At 37.7% G+C, this 22,738-nt stretch carries 21 protein-coding genes and 1 riboswitch; of the genes, 13 read left to right on the top strand and 8 right to left on the bottom strand.

The window, feature by feature from the left end:
• Positions 1-55 precede the first annotated feature (55 nt).
• Complete coding sequence (locus QF004_RS01835; RefSeq protein ID WP_307422140.1) at positions 56-2,494, bottom strand: DNA translocase FtsK; 2,439 nt, start codon at positions 2,492-2,494, stop codon at positions 56-58.
• 237 nt (positions 2,495-2,731) lie between these two features.
• On the opposite strand from QF004_RS01835, the gene QF004_RS01830 reads away from it, so the two are divergent.
• A complete protein-coding gene (locus QF004_RS01830; protein ID WP_133440643.1) occupies positions 2,732-2,965 on the top strand; it encodes a hypothetical protein in 234 nt (77 codons plus the stop codon).
• A gap of 34 nt (positions 2,966-2,999) precedes the next feature.
• On the opposite strand, the gene QF004_RS01825 is transcribed toward QF004_RS01830, so the two are convergent.
• On the bottom strand, positions 3,000-3,410 hold the full coding sequence (locus QF004_RS01825) for an acyl-CoA thioesterase (protein ID WP_133440642.1): 411 nt from the start codon (positions 3,408-3,410) through the stop codon (positions 3,000-3,002).
• Between the two features lie 85 nt (positions 3,411-3,495).
• Positions 3,496-3,628: riboswitch (cobalamin riboswitch) on the bottom strand.
• An 88-nt stretch (positions 3,629-3,716) separates the two neighbouring features.
• Here QF004_RS01825 and QF004_RS01820 point away from each other — a divergent pair.
• The 4 genes from QF004_RS01820 to QF004_RS01805 all read left to right on the top strand — a co-directional run bounded on the left by QF004_RS01820 (position 3,717) and on the right by QF004_RS01805 (position 8,882).
• Positions 3,717-4,010: a hypothetical protein gene (locus QF004_RS01820; RefSeq protein WP_307422138.1), complete on the top strand. Its 294-nt coding sequence runs from the start codon at positions 3,717-3,719 to the stop codon at positions 4,008-4,010.
• 166 nt (positions 4,011-4,176) lie between these two features.
• Positions 4,177-6,162 (top strand): urocanate hydratase, encoded by a 1,986-nt coding sequence (locus QF004_RS01815; protein WP_307422136.1) that lies wholly within the window; start codon positions 4,177-4,179, stop codon positions 6,160-6,162.
• A 281-nt stretch (positions 6,163-6,443) separates the two neighbouring features.
• Positions 6,444-7,394 (top strand): fasciclin domain-containing protein, encoded by a 951-nt coding sequence (locus QF004_RS01810; RefSeq protein ID WP_133440639.1) that lies wholly within the window; start codon positions 6,444-6,446, stop codon positions 7,392-7,394.
• A 465-nt stretch (positions 7,395-7,859) separates the two neighbouring features.
• Complete coding sequence (locus QF004_RS01805) at positions 7,860-8,882, top strand: 3-oxoacyl-ACP synthase III family protein (protein WP_307422134.1); 1,023 nt, start codon at positions 7,860-7,862, stop codon at positions 8,880-8,882.
• A gap of 180 nt (positions 8,883-9,062) precedes the next feature.
• Here the strand turns inward: QF004_RS01805 and QF004_RS01800 are convergent, their stop codons facing one another.
• Together QF004_RS01800 and QF004_RS01795 are read right to left on the bottom strand one after the other, a co-directional pair.
• On the bottom strand, positions 9,063-9,905 hold the full coding sequence (locus QF004_RS01800; RefSeq protein ID WP_307422132.1) for an isoaspartyl peptidase/L-asparaginase: 843 nt from the start codon (positions 9,903-9,905) through the stop codon (positions 9,063-9,065).
• Between the two features lie 23 nt (positions 9,906-9,928).
• The gene (locus QF004_RS01795) at positions 9,929-10,813 is read right to left on the bottom strand and encodes a cyanophycinase (RefSeq protein ID WP_133440636.1); all 885 of its coding nucleotides are present in this window, start codon (positions 10,811-10,813) and stop codon (positions 9,929-9,931) included.
• A 198-nt stretch (positions 10,814-11,011) separates the two neighbouring features.
• Here QF004_RS01795 and cphA point away from each other — a divergent pair, with 198 nt between their 5' ends.
• From cphA to QF004_RS01765, 6 genes are all read left to right on the top strand, one after another.
• Positions 11,012-13,642, top strand: a complete 2,631-nt coding sequence (gene cphA, locus QF004_RS01790) for a cyanophycin synthetase (RefSeq protein WP_307422130.1) — start codon at positions 11,012-11,014, stop codon at positions 13,640-13,642.
• A 162-nt stretch (positions 13,643-13,804) separates the two neighbouring features.
• On the top strand, positions 13,805-14,890 hold the full coding sequence (gene dnaX, locus QF004_RS01785; protein ID WP_307422128.1) for a DNA polymerase III subunit gamma/tau: 1,086 nt from the start codon (positions 13,805-13,807) through the stop codon (positions 14,888-14,890).
• A 29-nt stretch (positions 14,891-14,919) separates the two neighbouring features.
• On the top strand, positions 14,920-15,483 hold the full coding sequence (locus tag QF004_RS01780) for a hypothetical protein (protein WP_307422127.1): 564 nt from the start codon (positions 14,920-14,922) through the stop codon (positions 15,481-15,483).
• Between the two features lie 23 nt (positions 15,484-15,506).
• On the top strand, positions 15,507-16,574 hold the full coding sequence (locus QF004_RS01775; protein WP_307422125.1) for a chorismate mutase: 1,068 nt from the start codon (positions 15,507-15,509) through the stop codon (positions 16,572-16,574).
• Between the two features lie 38 nt (positions 16,575-16,612).
• On the top strand, positions 16,613-17,539 hold the full coding sequence (rsgA, locus tag QF004_RS01770) for a ribosome small subunit-dependent GTPase A (protein WP_133440632.1): 927 nt from the start codon (positions 16,613-16,615) through the stop codon (positions 17,537-17,539).
• A gap of 176 nt (positions 17,540-17,715) precedes the next feature.
• A complete protein-coding gene (locus tag QF004_RS01765) occupies positions 17,716-18,135 on the top strand; it encodes a nucleoside-diphosphate kinase (RefSeq protein ID WP_133440631.1) in 420 nt (139 codons plus the stop codon).
• Between the two features lie 109 nt (positions 18,136-18,244).
• Here the strand turns inward: QF004_RS01765 and rpe are convergent, their stop codons facing one another.
• Entirely contained in the window at positions 18,245-18,895 is a 651-nt protein-coding gene (gene rpe, locus QF004_RS01760; RefSeq protein ID WP_307422122.1) for a ribulose-phosphate 3-epimerase, read from the bottom strand.
• A gap of 48 nt (positions 18,896-18,943) precedes the next feature.
• Entirely contained in the window at positions 18,944-20,020 is a 1,077-nt protein-coding gene (locus QF004_RS01755; RefSeq protein ID WP_307422120.1) for a M42 family metallopeptidase, read from the bottom strand.
• 55 nt (positions 20,021-20,075) lie between these two features.
• Here QF004_RS01755 and QF004_RS01750 point away from each other — a divergent pair, with 55 nt between their 5' ends.
• On the top strand, positions 20,076-20,780 hold the full coding sequence (locus tag QF004_RS01750) for a DUF4294 domain-containing protein (protein ID WP_307422118.1): 705 nt from the start codon (positions 20,076-20,078) through the stop codon (positions 20,778-20,780).
• Position 20,781: 1 nt separating this feature from the next.
• Positions 20,782-21,573 carry a S1/P1 nuclease gene (locus QF004_RS01745; protein ID WP_307422116.1) on the top strand — a complete coding sequence of 264 codons (792 nt, stop codon included), beginning with the start codon at positions 20,782-20,784 and terminating at the stop codon, positions 21,571-21,573.
• On the opposite strand, the gene QF004_RS01740 is transcribed toward QF004_RS01745, so the two are convergent.
• Both QF004_RS01740 and mnmD read right to left on the bottom strand, forming a co-directional pair.
• Positions 21,568-21,984, bottom strand: coding sequence for an NUDIX domain-containing protein (locus tag QF004_RS01740; protein ID WP_133440626.1), 417 nt, complete (start codon positions 21,982-21,984; stop codon positions 21,568-21,570). The two genes, QF004_RS01745 and QF004_RS01740, sit on opposite strands and share 6 nt — an antisense overlap.
• 56 nt (positions 21,985-22,040) lie before the next feature.
• Positions 22,041-22,715: a tRNA (5-methylaminomethyl-2-thiouridine)(34)-methyltransferase MnmD gene (gene mnmD, locus QF004_RS01735; RefSeq protein ID WP_307422114.1), complete on the bottom strand. Its 675-nt coding sequence runs from the start codon at positions 22,713-22,715 to the stop codon at positions 22,041-22,043.
• Positions 22,716-22,738: the final 23 nt, after the last annotated feature.

Here is a 22,738-nt window from a genome sequence, read left to right as displayed (position 1 = left end):
TTATTTTTGGTTGAATTATCAGCCTTAAAGTTAAACTGTTGTTTAAGGTTAAAATTTACTTTCGCAATTCTTCCAAAAACTGTTCCAAAGAATTTAAGTCGCTGATTAGCACCTCTCTCGCTTTTGCTCCATTGAAGCCTCCTACAACGCCACTGGCTTCTAACTGATCCATAATTCTTCCGGCCCGGTTATAACCTAATTTCAGTTGTCTTTGCAGCATTGAGGTAGAACCCTGTTGGGTAGAAACCAATATTCTCGCAGCATCTTCGAAAAGAGCGTCTTTTTCGTTGGGATCAAAGGCGTTCACTGTAGAAGTAGATTCGTCAGAAGAATATTCCGGAAGCATAAATGCACTTGCATATCCTTTCTGTTCACCGATAAATTCGGCAATTTTTTCAACTTCCGGTGTATCTACAAAAGCACACTGCAAACGCATAATTTCATTTCCATTAAAGTAAAGCATGTCACCTTTCCCGATTAACTGATCTGCTCCGGGAGAATCTAAAATCGTGCGGGAATCTACACTTGAAATCACACGGAAAGCCGCTCTTGCAGGGAAATTCGCTTTAATCATCCCCGTGATTACGTTTACCGAAGGTCTTTGGGTTGCAACGATTAAGTGAATTCCTACCGCTCTCGCCAACTGTGCTAATCTGGCGATCGGAAGCTCAACTTCTTTTCCGGCGGTCATAATTAAATCTGCAAATTCATCGACTACCAAAACGATATAAGGTAAATAGCGGTGTCCGTTTTCTGGATTCAGTTTTCGCTCAGAGAATTTCTTATTGTATTCTTTTATATTTTTACAGAAAGCGTTTTTCAGCAAATCATAACGCTGATCCATTTCGATACACAGGGAATTCAATGTATTGATCACTTTGTGTGTATCGGTAATAATCGCATCTTCGCCATCAGGAAGTTTTGCCAGATAATGTCTTTCAATTTTTGAATAAAGCGAAAGTTCTACTTTTTTAGGATCCACCATTACAAACTTCAATTCACTCGGATGTTTCTTATAAAGGAGAGAAGTTAAGATTGCATTAATCCCGACAGATTTTCCCTGTCCGGTAGCACCTGCCATCAGTAAGTGTGGCATTTTTGCTAAATCGGCCATAAAGATTTCATTGGAAATTGTTTTTCCAAAAACAACCGGCAAATCCATATCTGAATTTTGAAATTTCTGGGAAGCAATAACACTTCGCATGGAAACCATAGAGGGGTTTTTTCTTGGAACTTCAATTCCGATCGTTCCTTTTCCAGGCATCGGGGCGATAATTCTAATTCCTAAGGCCGATAGATTCAAAGCAATATCGTCCTGAAGTTTTTTAATCGATGCTACACGAATTCCAGCTTCCGGAACGATTTCGTAAAGCGTAACAGTGGGTCCTATCGTCGCTTTAATTTCAGAAATTCCGACATTAAAGTTTTTCAATAAACCGACGATTTTATTTTTGTTCTCTTCTAATTCTTCTTTATTAACGGAGATTTCCTCATTGCCATAATCTCTTAATAAATCGATCGTTGGCATCTGGAATTTAGCGAGTTCCAGTCGATGGTCATAATAACCGTGTTTATCAACTAATTCCTGAGATTTGCGGTCACTTTCATCAATGATGTCAATAGTTTTTGCCACTTCAACTTTAAAATCAATATCATCATTTTTAGGAACATTCGGTTTTTCCGCTGTAGAAGCAGCTGGACTTAAAGTAACCGTTGTTTTTTCTTCAACCTCTTCAAACGAGGTTTGATTGGGAGTTTTAATGGTTTCAATTTCTTTATGAAGAACTTCCTGCTGCGGATTCACTTCGGTCACCGTAACATTCGGCGCATCCTGCTGAGCCTGTTCTTCCAATTCTTCATCAGCTTCAAAATTTTCTTCTGAACGCGGCATCATTCCTTTGACACGACCGATGGTGCTGTCATTTAAATTGCTCAGTTTTGCTTTAATACTGCTCGGACGAAGATTAAATTCCAGAATAAAATACAAACCCATACTTACTAAAATCACCATCCATAATCCTGCAGATCCGATAACAGCATTTAAAAAATCCATGATTTGGAATCCGTAAACGCCGCTCAAAACGCCGTCGCCTTTGGTGAGTGCGCCCATAAAAATAGGAAGCCAACAGATGAAAAACAAGGAATGACCAATGGTTTTCCACGGTTTGAAATAATTTTTTTTCAGAATCATCATTCCAAAAACGAAAAAGAGAAAAGCAACCAGAAATGCTGCAATACCGATGCTTTCAAAAATAAAAATATTGCCGAGCCAATCACCGATTTTTCCAAAGATGTTCGACGATTTGATGGTTTTATCCAACATGGTTCCAGCTTGGCTTTGATCCGCTTTCCAGTTCATTAAATAAGAAATGAACGACAGGGCAGCGACTACCGAAAACACGAGAAATAAAATACCGAAAAATATGCGCGGTTTAGAAAGGGTTTTGTTTTGGTCTGCCAGTTTTGGGGTGGTTTTTTTTTTGTCTTTTTCCATAATATCAATCAGGGCAAATTTAATAATAAAAATTAAGAATTATTTGGGAATGATAAAGATTTTTTTTACCGTTTTCTAATGATGCGGAAGAAAAAATTCCATTTAATAAAAAAGATGTTTCACTTTAAAACTCGGTACTGATATTCTTCATTCCTTACATTTTATTGCAGAAGATACAGTTTCATTTCGGAATACTATTTGTTTAAGAATGTCCAATCCCATTATAAACCTTCTATCATGAAAAACAAAGATAAAGATACCGACAAAAAAGACAGCAGAATCATCAAAATTCCTGGTATTGACGATCGGGTGATTCGAAACGAAAGCGACAAAAAAGACGAAATAATTATCAATGACCGTCCTCTGCAAGCGGAAAACGCAGTTCCTCCCAAAGCCTGGAAAAATCAGGAAAAAGCATACGGTGATGCTTGGGAAAAAAATAAAAATCAAATGCTTGATGACGATTTATAACATCAAAAAATCCACTTCATCGTGGATTTTTTATTTATAATTGGTTCGTCGTTTCTTCTCTTTCAAAGATTTTCACAGGTTTTTTGTCAGGACCGATAGCGACCAAAGTAAAATCGCCGGAAACCGCTTTTTCCCTTATTTCATCGTACATCTGTTCCACATAAACCTCGATATTCACTTTTAAACTGGAGTTTCCCACATATTTTACCCGGCCGATAAGTTCTACCAAAGTATCTGCGGGAATAGGTTTTTTGAAATCGATTCGGTCGCAACTTACCGTTACAAAAGATTTTCTGGCAAATCGGGTAGCGGTCATAAAAGCGACTTCATCCATCATTTCCATCACCGTTCCGCCAAACATGGTATTATGATGATTCGTAATATTGGGAAAAACGACTTTGAAAACTTTTGTTTCGGAATTTTGGATTTTTTCTTCGTAGTTCATTGTTATTGAATTAAAACATTAATAATTGAAATGAACAGAAAAAGCTGAACGAATGGTCCGTTGAATTTTCTGCTTCAAATCGCGAAAGCATTTGTAATTTCAAAGTAGGGATCTGACTTTCCGACAGCGGATTACAGTTGCGCGACAGTTCGTGATTTGCACACGATTCACCTGTTTCATTGAAATATCAAGCGCAAATATAGATTTTTTTCAATTATTAAAAGGATTACGTTTTTTTGAAGCTGTCTTTTTTCAAAGAAATTGGAATCATTTTTGTCGCAGTATAATTACACCAAATCTTATATTATGAAACCGCAGAATAACACGCATGAACAAAAAGAAAAGCTGGAGCAGATGAACTACGATCCTGAAAATGATATTTTCAATCAGGAAGAACATATTTCGCTGGACGGAAACGGAAATCCAATTAGCGCCGAATCAACCGAAGAAAGTGATTTAGACGAAAATTTGGATGTCCCCGGTGCAAGCGCCGATGATGAGATGGAAGAAATTGGCTCTGAAGATGAAGAAAATAATTATTACAGTCGAAGCGATAATGAAGATGATCACGAAGAAGAAAATGAAGATCTTTTGTCGTAATTAATACAGCCTTACTACAAAAAGTAAGGTTTTTTTAATTTTTAAATTGAAATAAAAGTTCCTCTTTTTACAGACCGGAACTTTTTTCATATTTCTTTGCTTTGTATTTTCTAATTTGAATATCTTTAAAACTTCGAATAATCAACTTACAACTTTGAATATTAAAATGACTTTTAAAGAACAGATTCAACAGGGGATTCCCAGCGAACTTCCACAACCAAAACCCTACGAAACCGAAATCAACCACGCGCCAAAACGGAAAGAAATTCTTTCTGACGAAGAAAAAAAACTCGCTCTGAAAAACGCTTTGCGTTATTTCGAACCCAAATTTCATGCAGAATTGTTGCCCGAATTTAAAGAGGAATTAGAAAAATACGGCAGGATTTATATGTATCGTTTCCGTCCGGATTATGAAATGAAAGCGAGAAATATTGCAGAATATCCGGGAAAATCGGAGCAGGCAAAATCGATTATGTTAATGATTCAGAACAATTTGGATTACGCAGTTGCCCAACATCCTCACGAACTTATTACTTATGGTGGAAATGGAGCGGTTTTCCAAAACTGGGCGCAATATCTTTTGACAATGAAATATCTGTCAGAAATGACCGATGAACAGACTTTAACGATGTATTCCGGTCATCCGATGGGACTGTTTCCTTCACACAAAGATGCTCCGAGAGTGGTCGTAACCAATGGAATGGTGATTCCGAATTATTCAAAACCGGATGATTGGGAGAAAATGAATGCCTTAGGCGTTTCGCAATATGGACAAATGACCGCCGGAAGTTATATGTATATCGGTCCACAGGGAATTGTGCACGGAACGACAATTACGGTTTTGAATGCTTTTAGAAAAATTAAAAAAGAACCGAAAGGCGGATTGTTTATTACGTCAGGTTTGGGCGGAATGAGCGGTGCACAACCGAAAGCGGGAAATATTGCCGGCTGTATTACGGTGTGCGCAGAAGTCAATCCGAAAATCACCAAGATCCGTCATGAGCAAAAGTGGATTGATGAAATTCATGAAAACCTGAATGAATTGGTGGAAAGAGTAAAAAAAGCACAAGAAAACAAAGAGACCGTTTCTCTGGCCTATCTTGGAAATGTCGTTGAAGTATGGGAGAAATTTGACCGTGAAAATTTAAAAATAGATATCGGCTCTGACCAGACTTCTCTGCATAATCCCTGGGCTGGAGGATATTATCCGGTCGGAATTTCCTTTGAAGAATCCAATAAAATGATGGCGGAAAATCCTGGTTTATTCAAAGAAAAAGTGCAGGAAAGTTTACGGAGACATGCTGCTGCAATCAATAAACATACAGAAAAAGGGACCTATTTCTTCGATTATGGAAATGCTTTTTTACTGGAAGCAAGCAGAGCGGGTGCTGATGTAATGTCTGATCATCCAACTTTGGGAAGAGAGTTTAAATATCCAAGTTATGTTCAGGATATTATGGGACCGATGTGTTTCGATTACGGTTTTGGCCCGTTCCGCTGGGTTTGCGCAAGTGGTAAACCGGAAGATCTGCAAAAGACCGATGAAATTGCCTGCACAGTTTTAGAAGAAATCATGAAAAATTCCCCAGCAGAAATTCAACAGCAGATGCAGGATAATATAAAGTGGATCAAGGGAGCTCAGGAAAATAAACTCGTCGTTGGATCGCAGGCAAGAATTCTTTATGCCGATGCTGAAGGTCGGATGAAAATTGCCGAAGCCTTTAATAAAGCCATTAGAAATAATGAAATTGGACCGGTCGTTTTAGGCAGGGATCATCATGATGTTTCAGGAACGGATTCTCCATACCGTGAAACTTCCAATATCTATGATGGGTCCCGATTCACGGCAGATATGGCGATTCAGAATGTGATTGGCGACAGTTTCCGCGGTGCAACTTGGGTGAGTATTCACAATGGCGGCGGCGTTGGTTGGGGTGAAGTGATCAACGGTGGTTTCGGGATGTTGCTTGACGGAAGCGAAGATGCAGACCGCAGATTAAAATCAATGCTTTTCTGGGACGTGAACAACGGAATTTCCCGAAGAAGCTGGGCAAGAAATGAAGGTGCCATTTTCGCCATTAAAAGAGCGATGGAAATTGAACCCAACCTGAAAGTAACATTGCCAAATCAAGTTGATGAGAATCTACTTTAAAATTAAAATCAGTTTCGCATGAATTAAAAAAAAGCGATTATTTTCAAAGGAACGTTTCTTTTTTTTAATGAAATCATTGAAGATAAAGTGTTTTAAAAAGATCATACATTTTTAATACAAAAAATTTCCATACGATGAACCCTGCAACATTTGCGGGGTTTATTTTTAGATCGGTTGTATTCGATAGATTTTGTAAATAAAACCAATTAGTATTATATCTTGCTATTTTTAATTTAATAGTAAAATATTTTCCTAGATTTGAATAATAAAAATTTACAATTATGAAAAATATATTTAAAATCCTTTCGGCACTTTTCCTTATTGGAATAACGTCGATCGCCTGTAAGGAAAACGAGGATGAACCGGTAATGAGTCAAACAGTTTACGCCATCGCATCACGCGATTCTGATTTATCATCATTGAAGGCTGCCATTGACAAAGCAGGTCTGGCTACCACGCTGGATGGGACAGGAACGTTCACGGTTTTTGCGCCTTCCAACGCAGCGTTTTCTACCTTTCTGTCAGCCAACGGTTTTGCAAGTTTAAATGATGTGCCGGTGGCGGCTTTAAAAGAAATTTTATTGAACCACGTTCTTGCTGCCAAAGTACCATCTGGCGCGATTACGACCGGTTATGTTTCTACTTTAGCAAAAGGCGGAGCTTCTTCTGCGAGAAATATCAGTATGTTTATTAATAATGCTTCAGGAGTAAAAATCAATGGAATCTCTAATGTCACGAAAGCGGATATCATGGCTTCCAACGGTGTTATTCATAAAGTAGATGCCGTAATCGGTTTGCCGACCATTGTTACCCATGCGCTGGCTAATCCTAATTTCACTTCCCTGGTTGCAGCGCTGACCAGAACTGATATGCCGAATTTTGTGGGAATATTAAGCGGAACAGCAAGTTCACCATTTACCGTATTTGCGCCGACCAATACAGCTTTTACCTCTCTGTTAACAGAATTAAGTTTTTCAAATTTGGCGGCAATACCAAAGGGAACTTTAGAAAATGTTTTAAAATACCATGTGGTTGCGGGAGCCAATGTAGCTTCTACAGATTTAACCAATAATATGACGGTTACCACTTTTCAAGGGGGTACGTTTAAAATTACGACAACAGGAGGTGTAAAAATTACAGATACCAATAACCGGGTTTCGAATATTATTTTGACCGATGTTCAGTGCAGTAACGGAATTATTCATGCAATAGATAAAGTCTTATTACCATAGTAGTTTTTTAGTTTTTACCATGATAAGCGTCTCAATATTGAGGCGCTTATTTAATTCAGCCTTTTTTTATAAAGTTTAATCTTTTCTTTCTACGGTCTCTCTTATAATTTCTCCACAGGATGCAAAGTTTGAATGAGAAAGTTTAAAATGGATCAGTAAAAAAATAATTTCGGCAAAAAATTAAAATTAAAAAACTTGATGGGGATTTTCAGGGAATTGTAAATCCTAATTTTTCCGAATTTCCACCATAAATTATAATTGAACCATTGGAGAAAATAGAAAAGGTCGACTTAACCCTGATTTTCAAAGGATCACTTCGGGATTTTGATTATAACGTCCCTGTAGGAAGATTTAGAATCTATTCTTTTTATCATGAATTTTTGCCAAAAATTGTAAACTATGGGATCTGCCAGAAAACTTCCGGGGTGTCAAAATATATTTTACCTTTGTTTAAATTTCAAATTTATGCTTAAAAGTTGTATTAAAGGTGTGGGACATTATGTTCCGGAAAATATAGTAACCAACGATGATTTATCTAAACTGATGACCACTAATGATGAGTGGATTACAGAAAGAACCGGTATCAAAGAACGTCATCACCGGAAAAACAGAAATGATTCCGAAGAAACCACCGCTTATCTGGGATTCAAAGCCTCAGAAGCCGCATTGAAAATGGCTGGAATGACCGGAAAAGATATCGATTATATTATTTTTGCAACCCTTTCGCCGGATTATTTTTTCCCGGGTTGCGGTGTGCTTTTGCAGGAAATGCTCGGCTGTGAAACCATCGGTGCTTTAGATGTCAGAAACCAGTGTTCAGGATTTGTTTATGCGATGAGTGTTGCCAACGCTTTTATTAAATCAGGGCAGTATAAAAATATTTTAGTTGTGGGTGCCGAAATTCACTCTTTTGGGTTGGATTTTTCCGATGATGGACGTGGAGTCTCTGTCATCTTCGGAGATGGGGCAGGAGCCATCATTTTATCAGCTACTGAAGACGAAAGTGCCGGTGATATTTTGGCCACCAATATGCATTCCGAAGGAAAATATGCCGATGAATTATGCACCAAATTCCCCGGTTCTAAATTTGGCTGGAGCGATCGGATGAGGCTGGAACCGGAAAATGTGACCGATGCAGAAATCTACCCTGTCATGAATGGCAATTTCGTTTTCAAACATGCAGTTACCAGATTTCCAGAAACCATGATGGAAGCTTTAAATAAAGCCGGAAAAAAACCGGAAGACTTAGACATGTTTATTCCGCATCAGGCCAATTTACGGATTGCTCAGTTTGTACAGCAGCGTTTCGGATTGCCGGATGAAAAAGTGTACAACAACATCCAGCGTTTTGGAAATACCACCGCCGCTTCAATCCCGTTAGCTTTAAGTGAAGCTGTTGAAAAAGGAAAAATTAAAAGAGGTGATCTGGTTCTGCTCTCCGCTTTCGGCAGTGGATTTACCTGGGGATCGGTTTTATTCAATTATTAAAATTTTAAATGCGTTGACCAACGCATTTTTTTTATCCCAATATGAAATGAATTAAAATCTCAATCTTGTTATTTTACCTATATTTCGAGCTGCATTCCTACCTATAATCAAATGATTGAGAAAACTGCTCCAATTAGGGCAGTTTTCTCCATATTCAATACAAAAATCGGATTAATTCATCTAATCGAAAATTTCAAAATGCTCTCCGTCAAAACTTGCAAAAACCATCGTTGGATAAGAATCCTGATGGGCGATATTTCCATTTTTGTCAATGGCGATTGCTCCCGCAAAACCGTTGATTTCTTTCAGTTCTACAAAGGTTTTTTCTACGGCATTTTTTAATGGAAAACCGTCTGTAACCCGTGTCACAATTTTTGCTGCGGTGGCGTTGCTTACAATATCTTCACCAACTCCTGTGCAACTTACGGCGCAATATTCATTAGCAAAATTTCCCGCAACGGTTGCAGAATCAGAAATCCTTCCAACCAATTCAAAACCTTTTCCGCCAGTGGAAGTTGCTGCTGCTAATCTTCCTTTTTGGTCTAAGGCGACACAACCTACCGTTCCTTTTCCGCCGTTTTTTAATTTCTCCTCGTATTCTTTTCTACGTTGCGGAATTTCGGTCGAAAAATCCGCGAAACCGTTTTCTGCAGCATATTGTTTTGCGCCGTTTCCGCCGAGAACCCGATCGTCTTCTTTCATTAAAAGCTGTGCTACTTCGATTGGATTTTTTACATTTTCAATATTGATGACACCAGAAAACTTTTGGGTTTCTCCGTTCATCAGAGAAGCACTCATTCTGATTTTTCCATCGCTTTGAATTTGGGAACCCATTCCGGCATTATAGAGTAAATCATCCTCCAACAATTTTACGGCATGTACCACCGTTTCTTCTGCGGAATGTGTTTTTAGAAATTCAAAAGAATCTTGGGCAATCTGTTTTAAGGAATTTTGCTTGGCAACTTTCACATCATGGCTTTGGTCGCTTTCAGAGAAAAATCCACCGTGGATGATTATTTTCATTTTTAATAATAAAATTTATTTTATTAATCCTGCGGAATCGGATTATACTGAGAATTTACAATGGTAAGATCTTTCAATTTTAAATCGTAAAAATCATTTTGAGATAAAACATGAACGATGAGATTATCAATCGAAATAGGTTGACCAAGCTTTACATTGGTTAAGTTGGTGTCTTTAATAAAACGGCCGTCTACCAAAATAACAAGCCCGGATCCAATGGCTGTCATGGTATCGTTTTCAATATACAGTCCGGTATCTTCACCTAAACCTATTCCTAAAGTTCGGGGATTGTTGACCACTGCCTGAAATAATCTTCCGATTCTCCCGCGTTGCACAAAATGCGTATCTACAATTACGTTATCGATGAATCCTAAACCCTGTGCGATTTTAATTTCCCCTTTAAGTAAAGCCTCACTGCTGGATCCCTGATAAATCATATTTTCCGAAGCCGCCGCTGCTCCCGCTGAAGTTCCCGCATAAATGAAATTTTCTTCCTGATATTTTTGTAGAAGAACGTCATGAAATCTCGTTCCGCCCAGAATTGAAGTCAACCGAAGTTGGTCACCACCTGTAAACATGACTACATCAGCGGCGCTGGCACGGGCAGTAATTCCATCACTGTTGGCTTGTTCGCGGTTGGTAATATCCAGGATATTTACATTTTTTGCGCCCAGAAATTCAAATGCTTTTTTATATTCCGGACCTACAATTTGTGGGATTTGGGATGCAGTCGTAATAATTTCGATCACCGAATTTTCTTTTAAGCGGGATTCATCGATAATTTTTCTTAAAATTCCACGCTCGAAAAAATTCAGATTTTTTTCTACATTCTGATCATAATCGGTTTCGGAGAAACTGCCTTTGTTAACGGCGCCGCCAATAATCATTAATTTTCCAACTGCTTTCATAGATTGCAAATTTAAAAAATTATTCCTTGCTACTTCAATAATTACCTTATCATTTTAATTAAAGGCTGATGGCTTAATTGGGATGTGCGTGAAAAAATGCTTCCAATTTTAAATATTTTTTTTAGAATTATTAAGGTTTTCGATTATCTTTGAAATTCAAATAAAAATTCAAAGAATATAAAAAGAGACCAATCACCTATGAAAATTGATAGAATACAAGTTTTACGCGGACCCAATATTTGGAGTATCAGAAGAAAGAAACTCATTCAGATGCGTTTGGATCTCGAAGAAATGGAGCATTTGCCCACCAATAAAATTGATGGTTTCCGTGACAGATTACAGCTATTGATGCCCACACTTATTACCCACCGGTGTTCGGAAGGGACAGAAGGCGGTTTTTTCTTACGGGTTGAAATGGGAACCTGGATGGGCCACGTTATCGAACATATCGCTTTGGAGATTCAGACTTTAGCAGGAATGGATACAGGTTTCGGACGTACCAGAGAAACCAAAACTCCCGGCGTTTATAATGTTGTATTCAGTTATCTGGAAGAGAATTCCGGTATTTATGCGGCTGAACAGTCTGTTGAAATTGCAAGATGCTTAATTGAGGCCCGTGATTATAATCTAGAAGAATGCATTAGGAATTTAAAAGAAATCCGCGAGCGCGAAAGGTTAGGACCATCAACAGGAAGTATTGTAGAGGAAGCGGTTGCCAGAAATATTCCCTGGATAAGATTGGGCAGAAATTCTCTGGTCCAGTTGGGATATGGAGTTAATCAGACAAGATTTCAGGCGACCATTACAGGAAATACAAGTTCGATTGCGGTAGATATTGCCTGTAATAAAGAACTCACAAAAAAGATGCTCGATGAAGCGGCGATTCCCGTTCCGGTTGGTGACTTGGTGTCCGATGAAGAAGGATTAGAGAAAACGATTCAGAAAATTGGGTATCCGCTTGTAATAAAACCTTTAGACGGCAATCATGGTAAAGGTTCTTCCATCAATATTAATGATTTTGAAACTGCAAAAGTCGGCTTGGCTCATGCACAGAATTATTCCAAGAAAGTGATTGTAGAAAGATATATCACCGGATATGATTTCCGCATATTGGTTATAAATCATAAAATGATTGCAGCTGCCCGCCGGGTTCCTGCACATATCATCGGAGATGGCGCGCTGAATATTCAACAACTCATTGATAAAGAAAATTTAGATCCGAGAAGAGGCTACGGACATGAAAATGTTTTAACAGAAATTCTCGTCGATAAAGATACCAATGAACTTTTAGAGAAATTAAATTTCACTCTGGAAAGCATTCCGAAAAACGGCGAAATCGTTTATCTGAAATCAACCGCAAATCTTTCTACCGGTGGCACCTCGATCGATGTCACCGATATGGTTCATCCCGAAAATATAGTCATGGCGGAAAGAGTTTCAAGAATTATCGGTCTGGATGTCGCCGGAATTGATATCATGGCAGAAAATCTCACCCAACCTTTAAGGGAAAGTGGAGGAGCTATTTTAGAAGTGAATGCGGCACCGGGATTTAGAATGCACCTTGCTCCAAGTGAAGGTTTGCCAAGAAACGTAGCGGCTCCAGTGGTCGATATGCTTTATCCTCACGGAAAACCGGCAAAAATTCCGATTATTGCGGTAACCGGAACTAACGGTAAAACAACGACCACAAGACTGATTTCCCACATCGTAAAAAATAACGGCTATAGAGTAGGATTTACCACTTCGGACGGAATTTATATTCAGAACACGATGCTCACCAAAGGAGATACTACGGGACCGGTTTCCGCGGAATTCATATTAAAGGATCCTACCGTAGAATTTGCCGTTTTAGAAACAGCGAGAGGCGGAATCCTTCGATCCGGTTTAGGTTTCAGTTCATGCGATATCGGGGTTTTAACCAATATCAAAGAAGACCATCTCGGAATGAACGATATTCACAATTTGAAGGATCTGACAAAAGTGAAGCGGGTCGTACTGGATTCTGTGAAAAAAGATGGCTGGAGTGTTTTAAATGCCGACGACGAATACTCAATGCGATTGCTTCCTGACTTAGATTCTAAAGTAGCCATTTTCAGTCTGGATGAAAATAATCCCCACATTCTGAAATTCGCCAAAGAAGGAAAAGTAACCTGCGTGTATGAAGAAGGTTTTGTTACCATTAAAAAAGGAGATTGGAAAATCCGTATTGCGAAGGCACACAGCATTCCAATTACCATGGAAGCCAAAGCCAAGTTTATGATTTCTAATGTTTTGGCAGCCAGTTTAGCGGCTTATCTGTATGGTTTTGAAATTGAAGATATTGCCAATTCTCTCCGTACTTTTATACCAAGTCCGGTCTTGATGCCTGGTCGGTTGAATATTTTTAAGTTTAAAAAATTCCAGGTATTAATAGACTTTGCACATAATCCTGCGGGATATGAAGCCATTGAGGATTATTTAAAAAACGTAGAAGCCACCAAAAAAATTGGAATTATTTCCGGAGTGGGAGACCGACGGGACAAAGACATTAAAGAATGTGGTAAAATTGCAGGACGGATGTTTGATTATATCATCATCAGAAACGAAAAACATCTGCGCGGAAGAACCGAAGAGGAAATCAACGAGCTGCTTATTTCCGGAATTCAAGAAGCGGGCAGAAATGTGACTTACGAAAGTATTCCCAAAGAGATTGAAGCCCTTAAACACGCAATGAGCATGGCAGAGGAAGGAACATTTATTACCGCTTTAAGCGATGTAGTAACGAATGCTATCGATCTTGTTCAGGAATACCAGAACCGTGAAATTCTCGAAAAAGGAAATGTAAATTAATTCTATACATCAATTTTAAAAACTCTCAAATGTAAAAGTTTGAGAGTTTTTTGTTTTTAAAAAAGCCCGGTTCCAAAACCTGTTTAATTGAGATTACAATTTCTGCCTTATTAATTTTCGGCTTCTATTTCATTTTCTCATTTATTTGCTTATTTTTGGCCAATGGAAAATTTCGTGGTTTCTGCAAGAAAATACCGTCCGCAAGAGTTTGATACTGTTGTGGGGCAAGGTCATATTACAGAAACTCTAGACCACGCCATCGGGGAAAATCAGTTGGCGCAAGCTTTACTTTTTTGTGGACCGAGAGGTGTTGGAAAAACAACCTGTGCAAGGATTCTTGCGCGGAAAATCAATGAGAGAGACGGTTCTACCTCAGAAGACTGTTTTGCCTATAATATTTTCGAACTCGATGCGGCTTCTAATAACTCTGTTAATGATATTCGCGAACTGACCGATCAGGTGCGGTTTGCACCACAAGTTGGAAAGTATAAAATTTATATTATTGATGAGGTTCACATGTTGTCTCAGGCGGCTTTTAATGCCTTTCTGAAAACGTTGGAAGAACCACCGGCGCACGCTATTTTTATTTTGGCGACGACCGAGAAACATAAGATCATACCTACCATTTTATCGCGTTGTCAGATTTATGATTTCAAGAGAATCACCATTGAAGATATTCAGCTTCATTTACAGAAAATCGCCGATAAGGAAGGTATTCAATATGAAGACGATGCACTTTATTTAATTGCTCAAAAAGCAGATGGAGCGCTTCGTGACGCACTTTCGATCTTCGACAGGCTTTCTACTTTTTCTCAGAAAAATATTACTTTGGCCAAAGCAGCCGAGGTTTTAAATGTTCTTGATTACGAACAATATCTTTCTATTGTTGATCTGGCGCATGAAAATAAAATCTCTGACACTTTATTTGCTTTAAATGAAATTATTAAAAAAGGATTTGATCCGCATATTTTTATTGCAGGTTTAGGCAGTCATTTCCGGGATTTAATGATGGCTCAGAATCCTCAGACCTTAAGTTTGATTGAGGTAGGAGAAAAAACAAAAATCAAGTTTTTAGAACAGAGTAAAAAATGGAACGCTCAACAATTGGTGGATGCGATTGAAATTTGTAATCATGCAGACATTAATTATAAAAATTCTAAAAATCCCCGGTTAACAGTCGAGATTGCGTTGATGCAACTTTCTTCCTTATCTGTAAACGCGGCAGACTCTAAAAAAAAAAATATCTGATTTTAGCACCGTTTCTTAGTTCTAAAGTTATGGTAACTCCCGCAGTTGCTAAAGAAAAACCAAAAGAAGTCGCTAAAGAAATCCCGGGTGAAATAAAAAAAGTGGTTTTGAAAACAACAGAACCCATTGGTTTACCCAAAAGACCGTCTGCATTCAGCATCAGTGCGGCTTTAGAAAAATCAGAGGAAGAACCGGAAAAAATAACCGACTCGAAAAAAGAAAATTTGCCCAGTCAACACTTTAGTGAAACTGATTTAAAAGGCGAATGGCAAAAATTCTTACAGGAACTTCAGCAAAAAGATATTATTATTTTTAATGCAATCGGTTCTTTTAAACTTCAGAAAAAAGACGAAAATATTGTAGAAGTTACGTATCCTTCAGAATCAGCGAGGGCAGAATTTGAGAAAGTACGTGCAGATTTCTTCAATCATTTTATGCATAAAGTAAACAATCACAACATCTCGATCGAATATCGCGCCGATTTATCAATGAAAAAAGAAATCATTACTAAACGAAAGATTTTTGATAAATTTGCCGAGATAAACCCAGTCTTAAAAGAATTAGATGATTTTTTTAAATTGGATTTTAATTAATAGTATACTCTTCAATCTTTAATATGAATTTACAGACCTTAGAAAATAATTGGATCAAAGAATTTTCCAAACCATTGATTATTGCCGGACCGTGCAGTGCAGAAAGTGAAGCACAAATGCTGGAAACCGCAAAAAGAATCAAAGAATCAAATGCCGACGTTCCTGTTTTCCGTGCCGGGATTTGGAAGCCGAGAACAAAGCCGAACGGTTTCGAAGGAGTAGGAGTAATCGGCCTGAACTGGTTGAAAAAAGTTAAACAGGAATACGGATTTAAAACAGCCACAGAAGTTGCAAATGCGCATCACGTCGCTGCCGCTTTAGAAGCAGATGTCGATATCTTATGGATTGGAGCCCGCTCAACTGTGAACCCATTTACCGTGCAGGAAATTGCTGAGGCTTTAAAAGGAACGGATAAAACGATCCTGGTGAAAAATCCTGTGAATCCAGATTTGGCTTTGTGGATCGGAGCTTTAGAAAGACTTTTAGGTCAGGATGTTAAAAACCTGGGTGTTCTTCACCGCGGTTTTTCCACTTACCAGAAAACAAAATATAGAAATATTCCCAATTGGCAGATTGCTCTGGATTTTAAAAATCAGTTTCCTAATATCCCCATGTTGGTAGATCCGTCGCATATTTGCGGTAACAGAACCGGATTGGCAGGCATTGCTCAGGAAGCATTGAATGTCGGTTATGAAGGAATGATGATAGAAACCCACTGCAATCCCGATGAAGCCTGGAGTGATGCTGCACAGCAAATCACACCGGAAACTTTGTCAGAATTACTGAAAAATTTAAAAGTCAGAAATTCTGATATTTCCGCTTTTGATGGAGAAATGGGACGTCACAGAACTTTAATTTCTGATTTAGATTTTCAGTTGATCGAATTATTATCTCAAAGGATGAAAATTTCTGAGAAAATCGGTAACTTGAAGAAAGACAATAATATCGCCATTTTCCAGCCGGAAAGATGGAAAGTAATTACCGAATATGCAATTCAGAAAGCCGATGAATCGGGAATGTCGGCAGAATTTATTGAAAAAGTTTTCAAAGCCATTCACGAAGAATCGATTGAAGTGCAAAACAATATTTAATTCTTATTTTTAAAATTAATTTTCCTCAATAATCATTCGTGAAAGGACTCATTACAAAATCCACCGGAAGTTGGTATCAGGTTTTAGAATATGAAACCGGAAAATTTTTCGAGGCGAGAATTCGGGGAAAATTTAAACTGATAAAAACCCGGTTGACCAATCCGCTTGCGGTAGGAGATTTGGTGGAGTTTTCCTTGGAACAGGACGATGTCGCGTGGATTACTAAGATTGAACCAAGGAAAAATTATCTGATCAGAAAAGCGGTAAATCTTTCAAAAGAAGCTCATATCATCGCCTCGAATATTGATATCGCCTGTTTTATTTTCACCCTTAAACATCCGGAAACTTCTTATGGTTTTCTCGATCGCTTTTTGTCGTGTTGTGAAGCATACAACATCAAGCCGTTGATTTTATTTAATAAAATGGATGTGCTTTCAGAAGAAGAAAAGGAATTGACGAAAGAAATAGAAGGCCTTTATCAAAATATCGGTTATGAAACTTTAGAAATTTCTTCTTATTCAAATTTGAATTTAGAGGTTTTGAAAAGTATTATTAAGGACAAGGTTTCTGTATTTTTTGGCCATTCAGGAAGCGGGAAATCTACTTTGGTGAATGCGATGCAGCCTGGAGTCAATATTAAAACCTCGGCCATTTCCGAAACTCATTTGAAAGGAAAACATACGACTACTTTTGCACAAATGCATTTTTGGAAATTTGGTGGAAGCGTGATCGATACACCGGGAGTTCGCGAATTCGCAATGATCGATGTGGAAAAAGAAGAAATTCAACACTACTTTCCCGAGATTTTCAAAACAGGCAGGAAATGTAAATTTCATAACTGTATGCATATCAATGAGCCAAAATGCGCTGTTCTGGAAGCTGTAGAATCGGGCGAAATAGAGGAAACACGGTACATCACTTATTTGAAAATAATGGAAGAGGCCGAAGAGAATTCTGCCCAATAAAAAACCCAGCCGAAGCTGGGTAAAAACTAATAACCATGAAAACTCAAATTAAACATGAGAATCGGAAATAAATTTACAATTTCCGTGCCAAATAAATTCAGCAATTCTCTGTAAGAATTTTCATTACAAATATATAAAAGTTTTTTGTATTTTCGCACCACAATAAAACAAGATTTATGTCAGGTAAAATTACATTCACCATGATCAAACCGGATGCTGTTGCAGACGGACATATCGGTGCTATTTTAGGAAAAATTTCTGAAGCTGGTTACAAAGTGAAAGCTTTAAAATTGACTCAACTTACCGTTGCTGATGCCAAGAAATTCTATGAAGTTCACGCAGAAAGACCTTTTTACGGAGAATTGGTTGACTTTATGAGTTCAGGACCTATCGTTGCAGCAGTTTTGGAAAAAGACAATGCTGTTGAAGATTTCAGAACTTTAATCGGTGCGACAAATCCTGCAGATGCTGCAGAAGGAACCATCAGAAAAATGTTTGCAAGAAGCGTAGGAGAGAATGCGGTACATGGTTCAGATTCAGATGAAAATGCTTTAATTGAAGCAGCTTTCCACTTCTCAGGAAGAGAAATTTTCTAAAAAAACCATAAATATCTGAATCAATTTTTTGATGAAAGATTTTAAAAGTAAATCCCATTTAGTTTTTTAGCTAAATGGGATTTTTATTGATAAGAATATTTTAAAAGTTTTACAACTTCAAAAGTTCAATCGTTGCCAAAGGATTGTCTGATGAGAATACGGCATTCCCGGCGACCAGTACATCTGCGCCAGCTTCAAATAGTTTAGCCGCATTGTCTAAATTGACGCCGCCATCAATTTGAATTAATGCCGTAGAATTGTTTGATAAAATTAAATCTTTGGTTTCTGCAATTTTTTTATAGGTATTTTCAATGAACTTTTGTCCGCCAAATCCCGGATTTACACTCATTAATAATACCAAATCTACGTCGGCAATTATGTCTTCCAGCATTAAAACCGGTGTCGCCGGATTTAAAACCACTCCGGCTTTTGCTCCTTTTTCCTGAATGAGATTAACCGTTCTGTTCAGATGCACACAGGCTTCGTAATGCACAGATATCAAATCTGCACCGTATTTAATAAATTCTTCAACATATTTTTCCGGTTCTACAATCATCAAATGCACATCAACAAATTTCTCTGCATATTGCTGTACCGTTTTCATGATCGGGAAGCCAAACGAAATATTGGGAACGAATCTTCCGTCCATTACATCTACGTGAAACCAATCTGCTTGCGACTGATTTAGCATTTCAATGTCCCGCTGCAAATTTCCGAAATCCGCAGAAAGGAGTGATGGTGAGATTAATTTTGTTTTCATTTTTACTTTTTTACAATTTATTTTTACTTTTTCTTTTGACCTTTGAAATTAATGATATTTTAAATTCATTGTTGGCTCAATCTTTAATAAGGTTTCATAGATTAACTGAATCACACTGGCCACGTCTTCCTGTGAAACCATTTCAACTGTGGTATGCATATAACGCAGTGGAAGTGAAATTAATGCAGACGGAACTCCGCCGTTGGAATGGGCAAATGCATCGGTATCAGTTCCGGTTGCTCGGCTTGCCGCCGCTCTTTGAAAAGGAATTTTATTTGTTTTCGCCGTTTCTACAATGAGCTGTCGGATATTGTGATGAACGCTCGGTGCAAAGTAAATGACAGGACCGTCTCCGCATTTCAAATCTCCTTCTTTTTTCTTTTCAATCATCGGCGTAGAAGTATCGTGTGTGACGTCTGTTACGATTGCGATGTTTGGTTTAATGGTATCTGCAATCATATTCGCACCATATAAACCGACTTCTTCCTGAACAGAATTGGTAATGTATAATCCGAAGGGAAGTTGCTTTTTGTTCTTTTTTAATAATCTTGCGACTTCAGCAATCATAAATCCTCCAACACGGTTATCCAAAGCGCGTGAAACGAAATATTTATTATTTAGTTCAAAAAATTCATCAGGATAAGTAATCATGGTTCCTACAAAAATCCCCAGTTCCTCTATTTCTTTTTTGGTAGAAGCGCCGCAGTCGATGAAAATATTATCCAGCTTAGGAACCGGTTCATCTGAATTGATGCCTCTTGTATGAATGGCCGGCCAACCGAAAACTCCTTTAACCACGCCTTTTTCGCCATGAAGATGAACGACTTTTGAAGGAGCGATCATTTGGTCAGAACCACCGTTTCTAATCACATAAATCAGACCGTCATCGGTAATATAATTCACATACCACGAAATTTCGTCGGCGTGCGCTTCGATAACTACTTTGAATTCTGCTTCAGGATTGATAATTCCGTAGCATGTGCCATAATGATCGACTTCTATTTTGTCCACATATGGTTTTAAATAGTCCATCCAAATTTTCTGCCCGTTATGTTCGTAACCAGTTGGAGATGCGGTATTTAGATATTTTTTTAAAAATTCTAATGATTTATTTTCAAATTTCATGAGAAAGGAATGAATTTTGTTAAGTTAAATTTTGATTTTATAGAAGGTAAAAATAATGAATTTTAATAAATTGATCTTATTATTTCTTCTGTTTTTCGGACTTCATGCAAATGCACAACAGGAATTAACAACGCTAAAACCGATAAGTCAATACCCGCCTGAACTTCTTAAAACAGATGAATTTGGAATTAAATACTACTACGACGCAAAGCAGAGGGCGAGAATTTACGAAATAAACGGGGAAAACGTCGTTGTTATGGATGAACTTATCTTAACAGGTAAGCCCCGGTTTAACAATCAACTTGACCAAAATTATTACTATTTTCTTAATAAAAAACTGAGCCGGGTTTATCCCCTTTTTTTAACTGCCTTAGAACAGTATGAAGATATTCAGGCGGAAATGCAGGGTCTTGACAAAAATTCCCAACGAAAATATGTGAATGACAGACAAAGAAAATTGGCTGATCAATATGAACTGCAACTGCGGGATTTAACAACGACTGAAGGACGCATATTTGCCAAGTTGATGAATCGCGCCACAGGCAAGACCGTTTTTGAAATCGTGAAAGAACTTCGCGGCGGTTGGAGCGCCTTTTGGTGGAACGTAAAAGGGAATATCGCTGATGTCAGTTTGAAAGATCCTTACGACCCACATGCAGATAGAACTGATGAATTTTTAGAATCATTGCTGCAAAGTAATTGGAATAGCGGATATTTGCAACCTTATCCTGGGTATCTTACCTTTAAAATTAAAAAATAATATGAACAGAATTTTACAAAACTCAGTATTACTACTGGCTTTATTGAGTTTTAATTTCGGTTATTCATGGGGAACAACCGGTCACAGAGTAATTGCAGAAATCGCAGAAAATCATCTTTCGGGGAAAGCAAAAAGAAGTTTAAAGAAAATCATCGGTACAGAAAAATTAGCCTATTGGGCAAATTGGCCAGACGATATTAAATCTGACACTACCGGAGTTTGGAAGCCTGCAGAGCAATGGCATTATGTAAATGTCGCACCTCAATCGAACTTACAACAATTTACAGAAGCTTTAAAAGAACAGAAAGGACCGAATATTTATACGCAAATCAAAATTCTTTCGGAGCAGATCAAAGACAGAAAAACATCCGCTAAAGACCGGGAAATTGCATTAAGGTTTCTTGTTCATTTAGTTGGTGATGCTGCTCAGCCACTTCATGTTGGCCGCTTAGAAGATTTGGGAGGAAATAAAATCAAAGTCAATTACTTTGGAGCTCCAACAAATTTACATTCTCTGTGGGATTCTAAAATGGTTGATTTTCAAAAATACAGTTATACAGAATTTGCAAGAGTATTGGATGTGAAAACCAAAGAAGAAGTCAAGTCTATTCAATTGGGAACTTTAGAAGATTGGTTCTTTGACAGTCATCGGGAAGCAAACAGGATTTACGCCAATTCCAAACCGGATGCTAATTATGCCTACGATTATAATTATAAATTTGAACCTCTGGTGGAGCGTCAATTATTATATGGTGGTTTGCGCTTAGCGAAAATTTTGAACGAAATTTTATAGAAGTTTCTTCTTCAAAACATCAAAAACAATTTTATCTATTGGTAAAAGAAATGGGTTTTCTTCAGCATTGAGGGAAACCCATTCTGTTTTTTCGATACACGGATCCATAATAAGCAATTCATTTTCATCAACCATTTCTGCAAGATAATAAATGCTCAGCAGCTGTTCATTGCTTCGGAATTTAGACACCAGAAAATCTTCCTGGGTATATAAATGTTCGATATTTTTTACTGTGATATTCAGTTCCTCTTCGAGTTCTCTTTCCAGACATTCCAAAACACTTTCGCCAAATTCCAGTCCGCCGCCGGGGAATTTCATCAGTTGCTCGCCAACGTATTCTTCGTGCAGCGCAAGGACTTTTCCATCCTTCACAATAGTTGCGTACACTCGCACATTTACTTTATCAATCATATTGGTATTTAGTTTTTTTTTGGACTAACATCAAAGTTAGCAATTTTTCAATATCCTTAATTCTTAACAGCGTTGATCATTTCCCGTTTTCCGGGAGGTCCGGCTTTTTTTTCTACATTAAAACCGAGTTCCTCCAAAATACGGCGGACACTGCCTTTAGAAGAATAGGTGGTAAGTAGTGCGCCCGGTGTCATCGTATTTGCAACCATTTCAAACAGCGGTTTTTCCCATAAATCGGGTTGAACTCTTGCTCCAAAGCAATCAAAATAAACAAGATCTATTTCAGGAAGGTTCAGATTTTTAATTTCAAAAAAATCACAATGATATTTGGTTAAGAAAAATTGAGGAAGGATTTCAGTGGTTTCGTTCCAATTAATGGCGTGTATTTTTTGGTAAATTTCCGGCATTTCTGTTTTATGAAAAATAGATCCATAATCCAATTCGTTAACTTCCCGTTCATTTATGGGATATTTTTCAAGGGTAAAATAATGAATAATATGACTTTTGTCAGTTTTCAAAAACTCATCAATTGTAACTAAAACATTAAGACCTGTACCAAAACCGAGTTCTAAAATATTAATATTACAATTTTTAATTAAATTTAATCCATTATCGATAAACACATGTTGGGCTTCCTGCAGCGCACCATGGTGTGAATGGTAATTTTCGTTTAAGTCGTTGATATATAATGTTTTGCTTCCATCTGAAGTCGTTTTTATTTCTCGTTCCATGAATTTTTTTTCAAAATTAATTT

Source organism: Chryseobacterium sp. MDT2-18 (assembly GCF_030815285.1).
Taxonomy (GTDB): domain Bacteria; phylum Bacteroidota; class Bacteroidia; order Flavobacteriales; family Weeksellaceae; genus Kaistella; species Kaistella salivictor.
The sequence above is the reverse complement of the archived record's forward strand: the minus strand, read 5'-3'. Positions and strand labels throughout refer to the sequence as shown.

Bases quoted from the DNA above. Each gene is read 5' to 3' on its own strand.
- QF004_RS01825 (WP_133440642.1), bottom strand. From the start codon at position 3,410: ATGAACTACGAAGAAAAAATCCAAAATTCCGAAACAAAAGTTTTCAAA.
- QF004_RS01805 (WP_307422134.1), top strand. From the start codon at position 7,860: ATGCTTAAAAGTTGTATTAAAGGTGTGGGACATTATGTTCCGGAAAAT.
- QF004_RS01810 (WP_133440639.1), top strand. From the start codon at position 6,444: ATGAAAAATATATTTAAAATCCTTTCGGCACTTTTCCTTATTGGAATA.
- QF004_RS01830 (WP_133440643.1), top strand. From the start codon at position 2,732: ATGAAAAACAAAGATAAAGATACCGACAAAAAAGACAGCAGAATCATC.
- QF004_RS01795 (WP_133440636.1), bottom strand. From the start codon at position 10,813: ATGAAAGCAGTTGGAAAATTAATGATTATTGGCGGCGCCGTTAACAAA.
- cphA (WP_307422130.1), top strand. From the start codon at position 11,012: ATGAAAATTGATAGAATACAAGTTTTACGCGGACCCAATATTTGGAGT.
- QF004_RS01745 (WP_307422116.1), top strand. From the start codon at position 20,782: ATGAACAGAATTTTACAAAACTCAGTATTACTACTGGCTTTATTGAGT.
- rpe (WP_307422122.1), bottom strand. From the start codon at position 18,895: ATGAAAACAAAATTAATCTCACCATCACTCCTTTCTGCGGATTTCGGA.
- QF004_RS01800 (WP_307422132.1), bottom strand. From the start codon at position 9,905: ATGAAAATAATCATCCACGGTGGATTTTTCTCTGAAAGCGACCAAAGC.
- QF004_RS01775 (WP_307422125.1), top strand. From the start codon at position 15,507: ATGAATTTACAGACCTTAGAAAATAATTGGATCAAAGAATTTTCCAAA.
- mnmD (WP_307422114.1), bottom strand. From the start codon at position 22,715: ATGGAACGAGAAATAAAAACGACTTCAGATGGAAGCAAAACATTATAT.
- QF004_RS01755 (WP_307422120.1), bottom strand. From the start codon at position 20,020: ATGAAATTTGAAAATAAATCATTAGAATTTTTAAAAAAATATCTAAAT.
- QF004_RS01780 (WP_307422127.1), top strand. From the start codon at position 14,920: ATGGTAACTCCCGCAGTTGCTAAAGAAAAACCAAAAGAAGTCGCTAAA.
- QF004_RS01815 (WP_307422136.1), top strand. From the start codon at position 4,177: ATGACTTTTAAAGAACAGATTCAACAGGGGATTCCCAGCGAACTTCCA.
- QF004_RS01765 (WP_133440631.1), top strand. From the start codon at position 17,716: ATGTCAGGTAAAATTACATTCACCATGATCAAACCGGATGCTGTTGCA.
- QF004_RS01835 (WP_307422140.1), bottom strand. From the start codon at position 2,494: ATGGAAAAAGACAAAAAAAAAACCACCCCAAAACTGGCAGACCAAAAC.
- QF004_RS01820 (WP_307422138.1), top strand. From the start codon at position 3,717: ATGAAACCGCAGAATAACACGCATGAACAAAAAGAAAAGCTGGAGCAG.
- QF004_RS01750 (WP_307422118.1), top strand. From the start codon at position 20,076: ATGAATTTTAATAAATTGATCTTATTATTTCTTCTGTTTTTCGGACTT.
- QF004_RS01740 (WP_133440626.1), bottom strand. From the start codon at position 21,984: ATGATTGATAAAGTAAATGTGCGAGTGTACGCAACTATTGTGAAGGAT.
- dnaX (WP_307422128.1), top strand. From the start codon at position 13,805: ATGGAAAATTTCGTGGTTTCTGCAAGAAAATACCGTCCGCAAGAGTTT.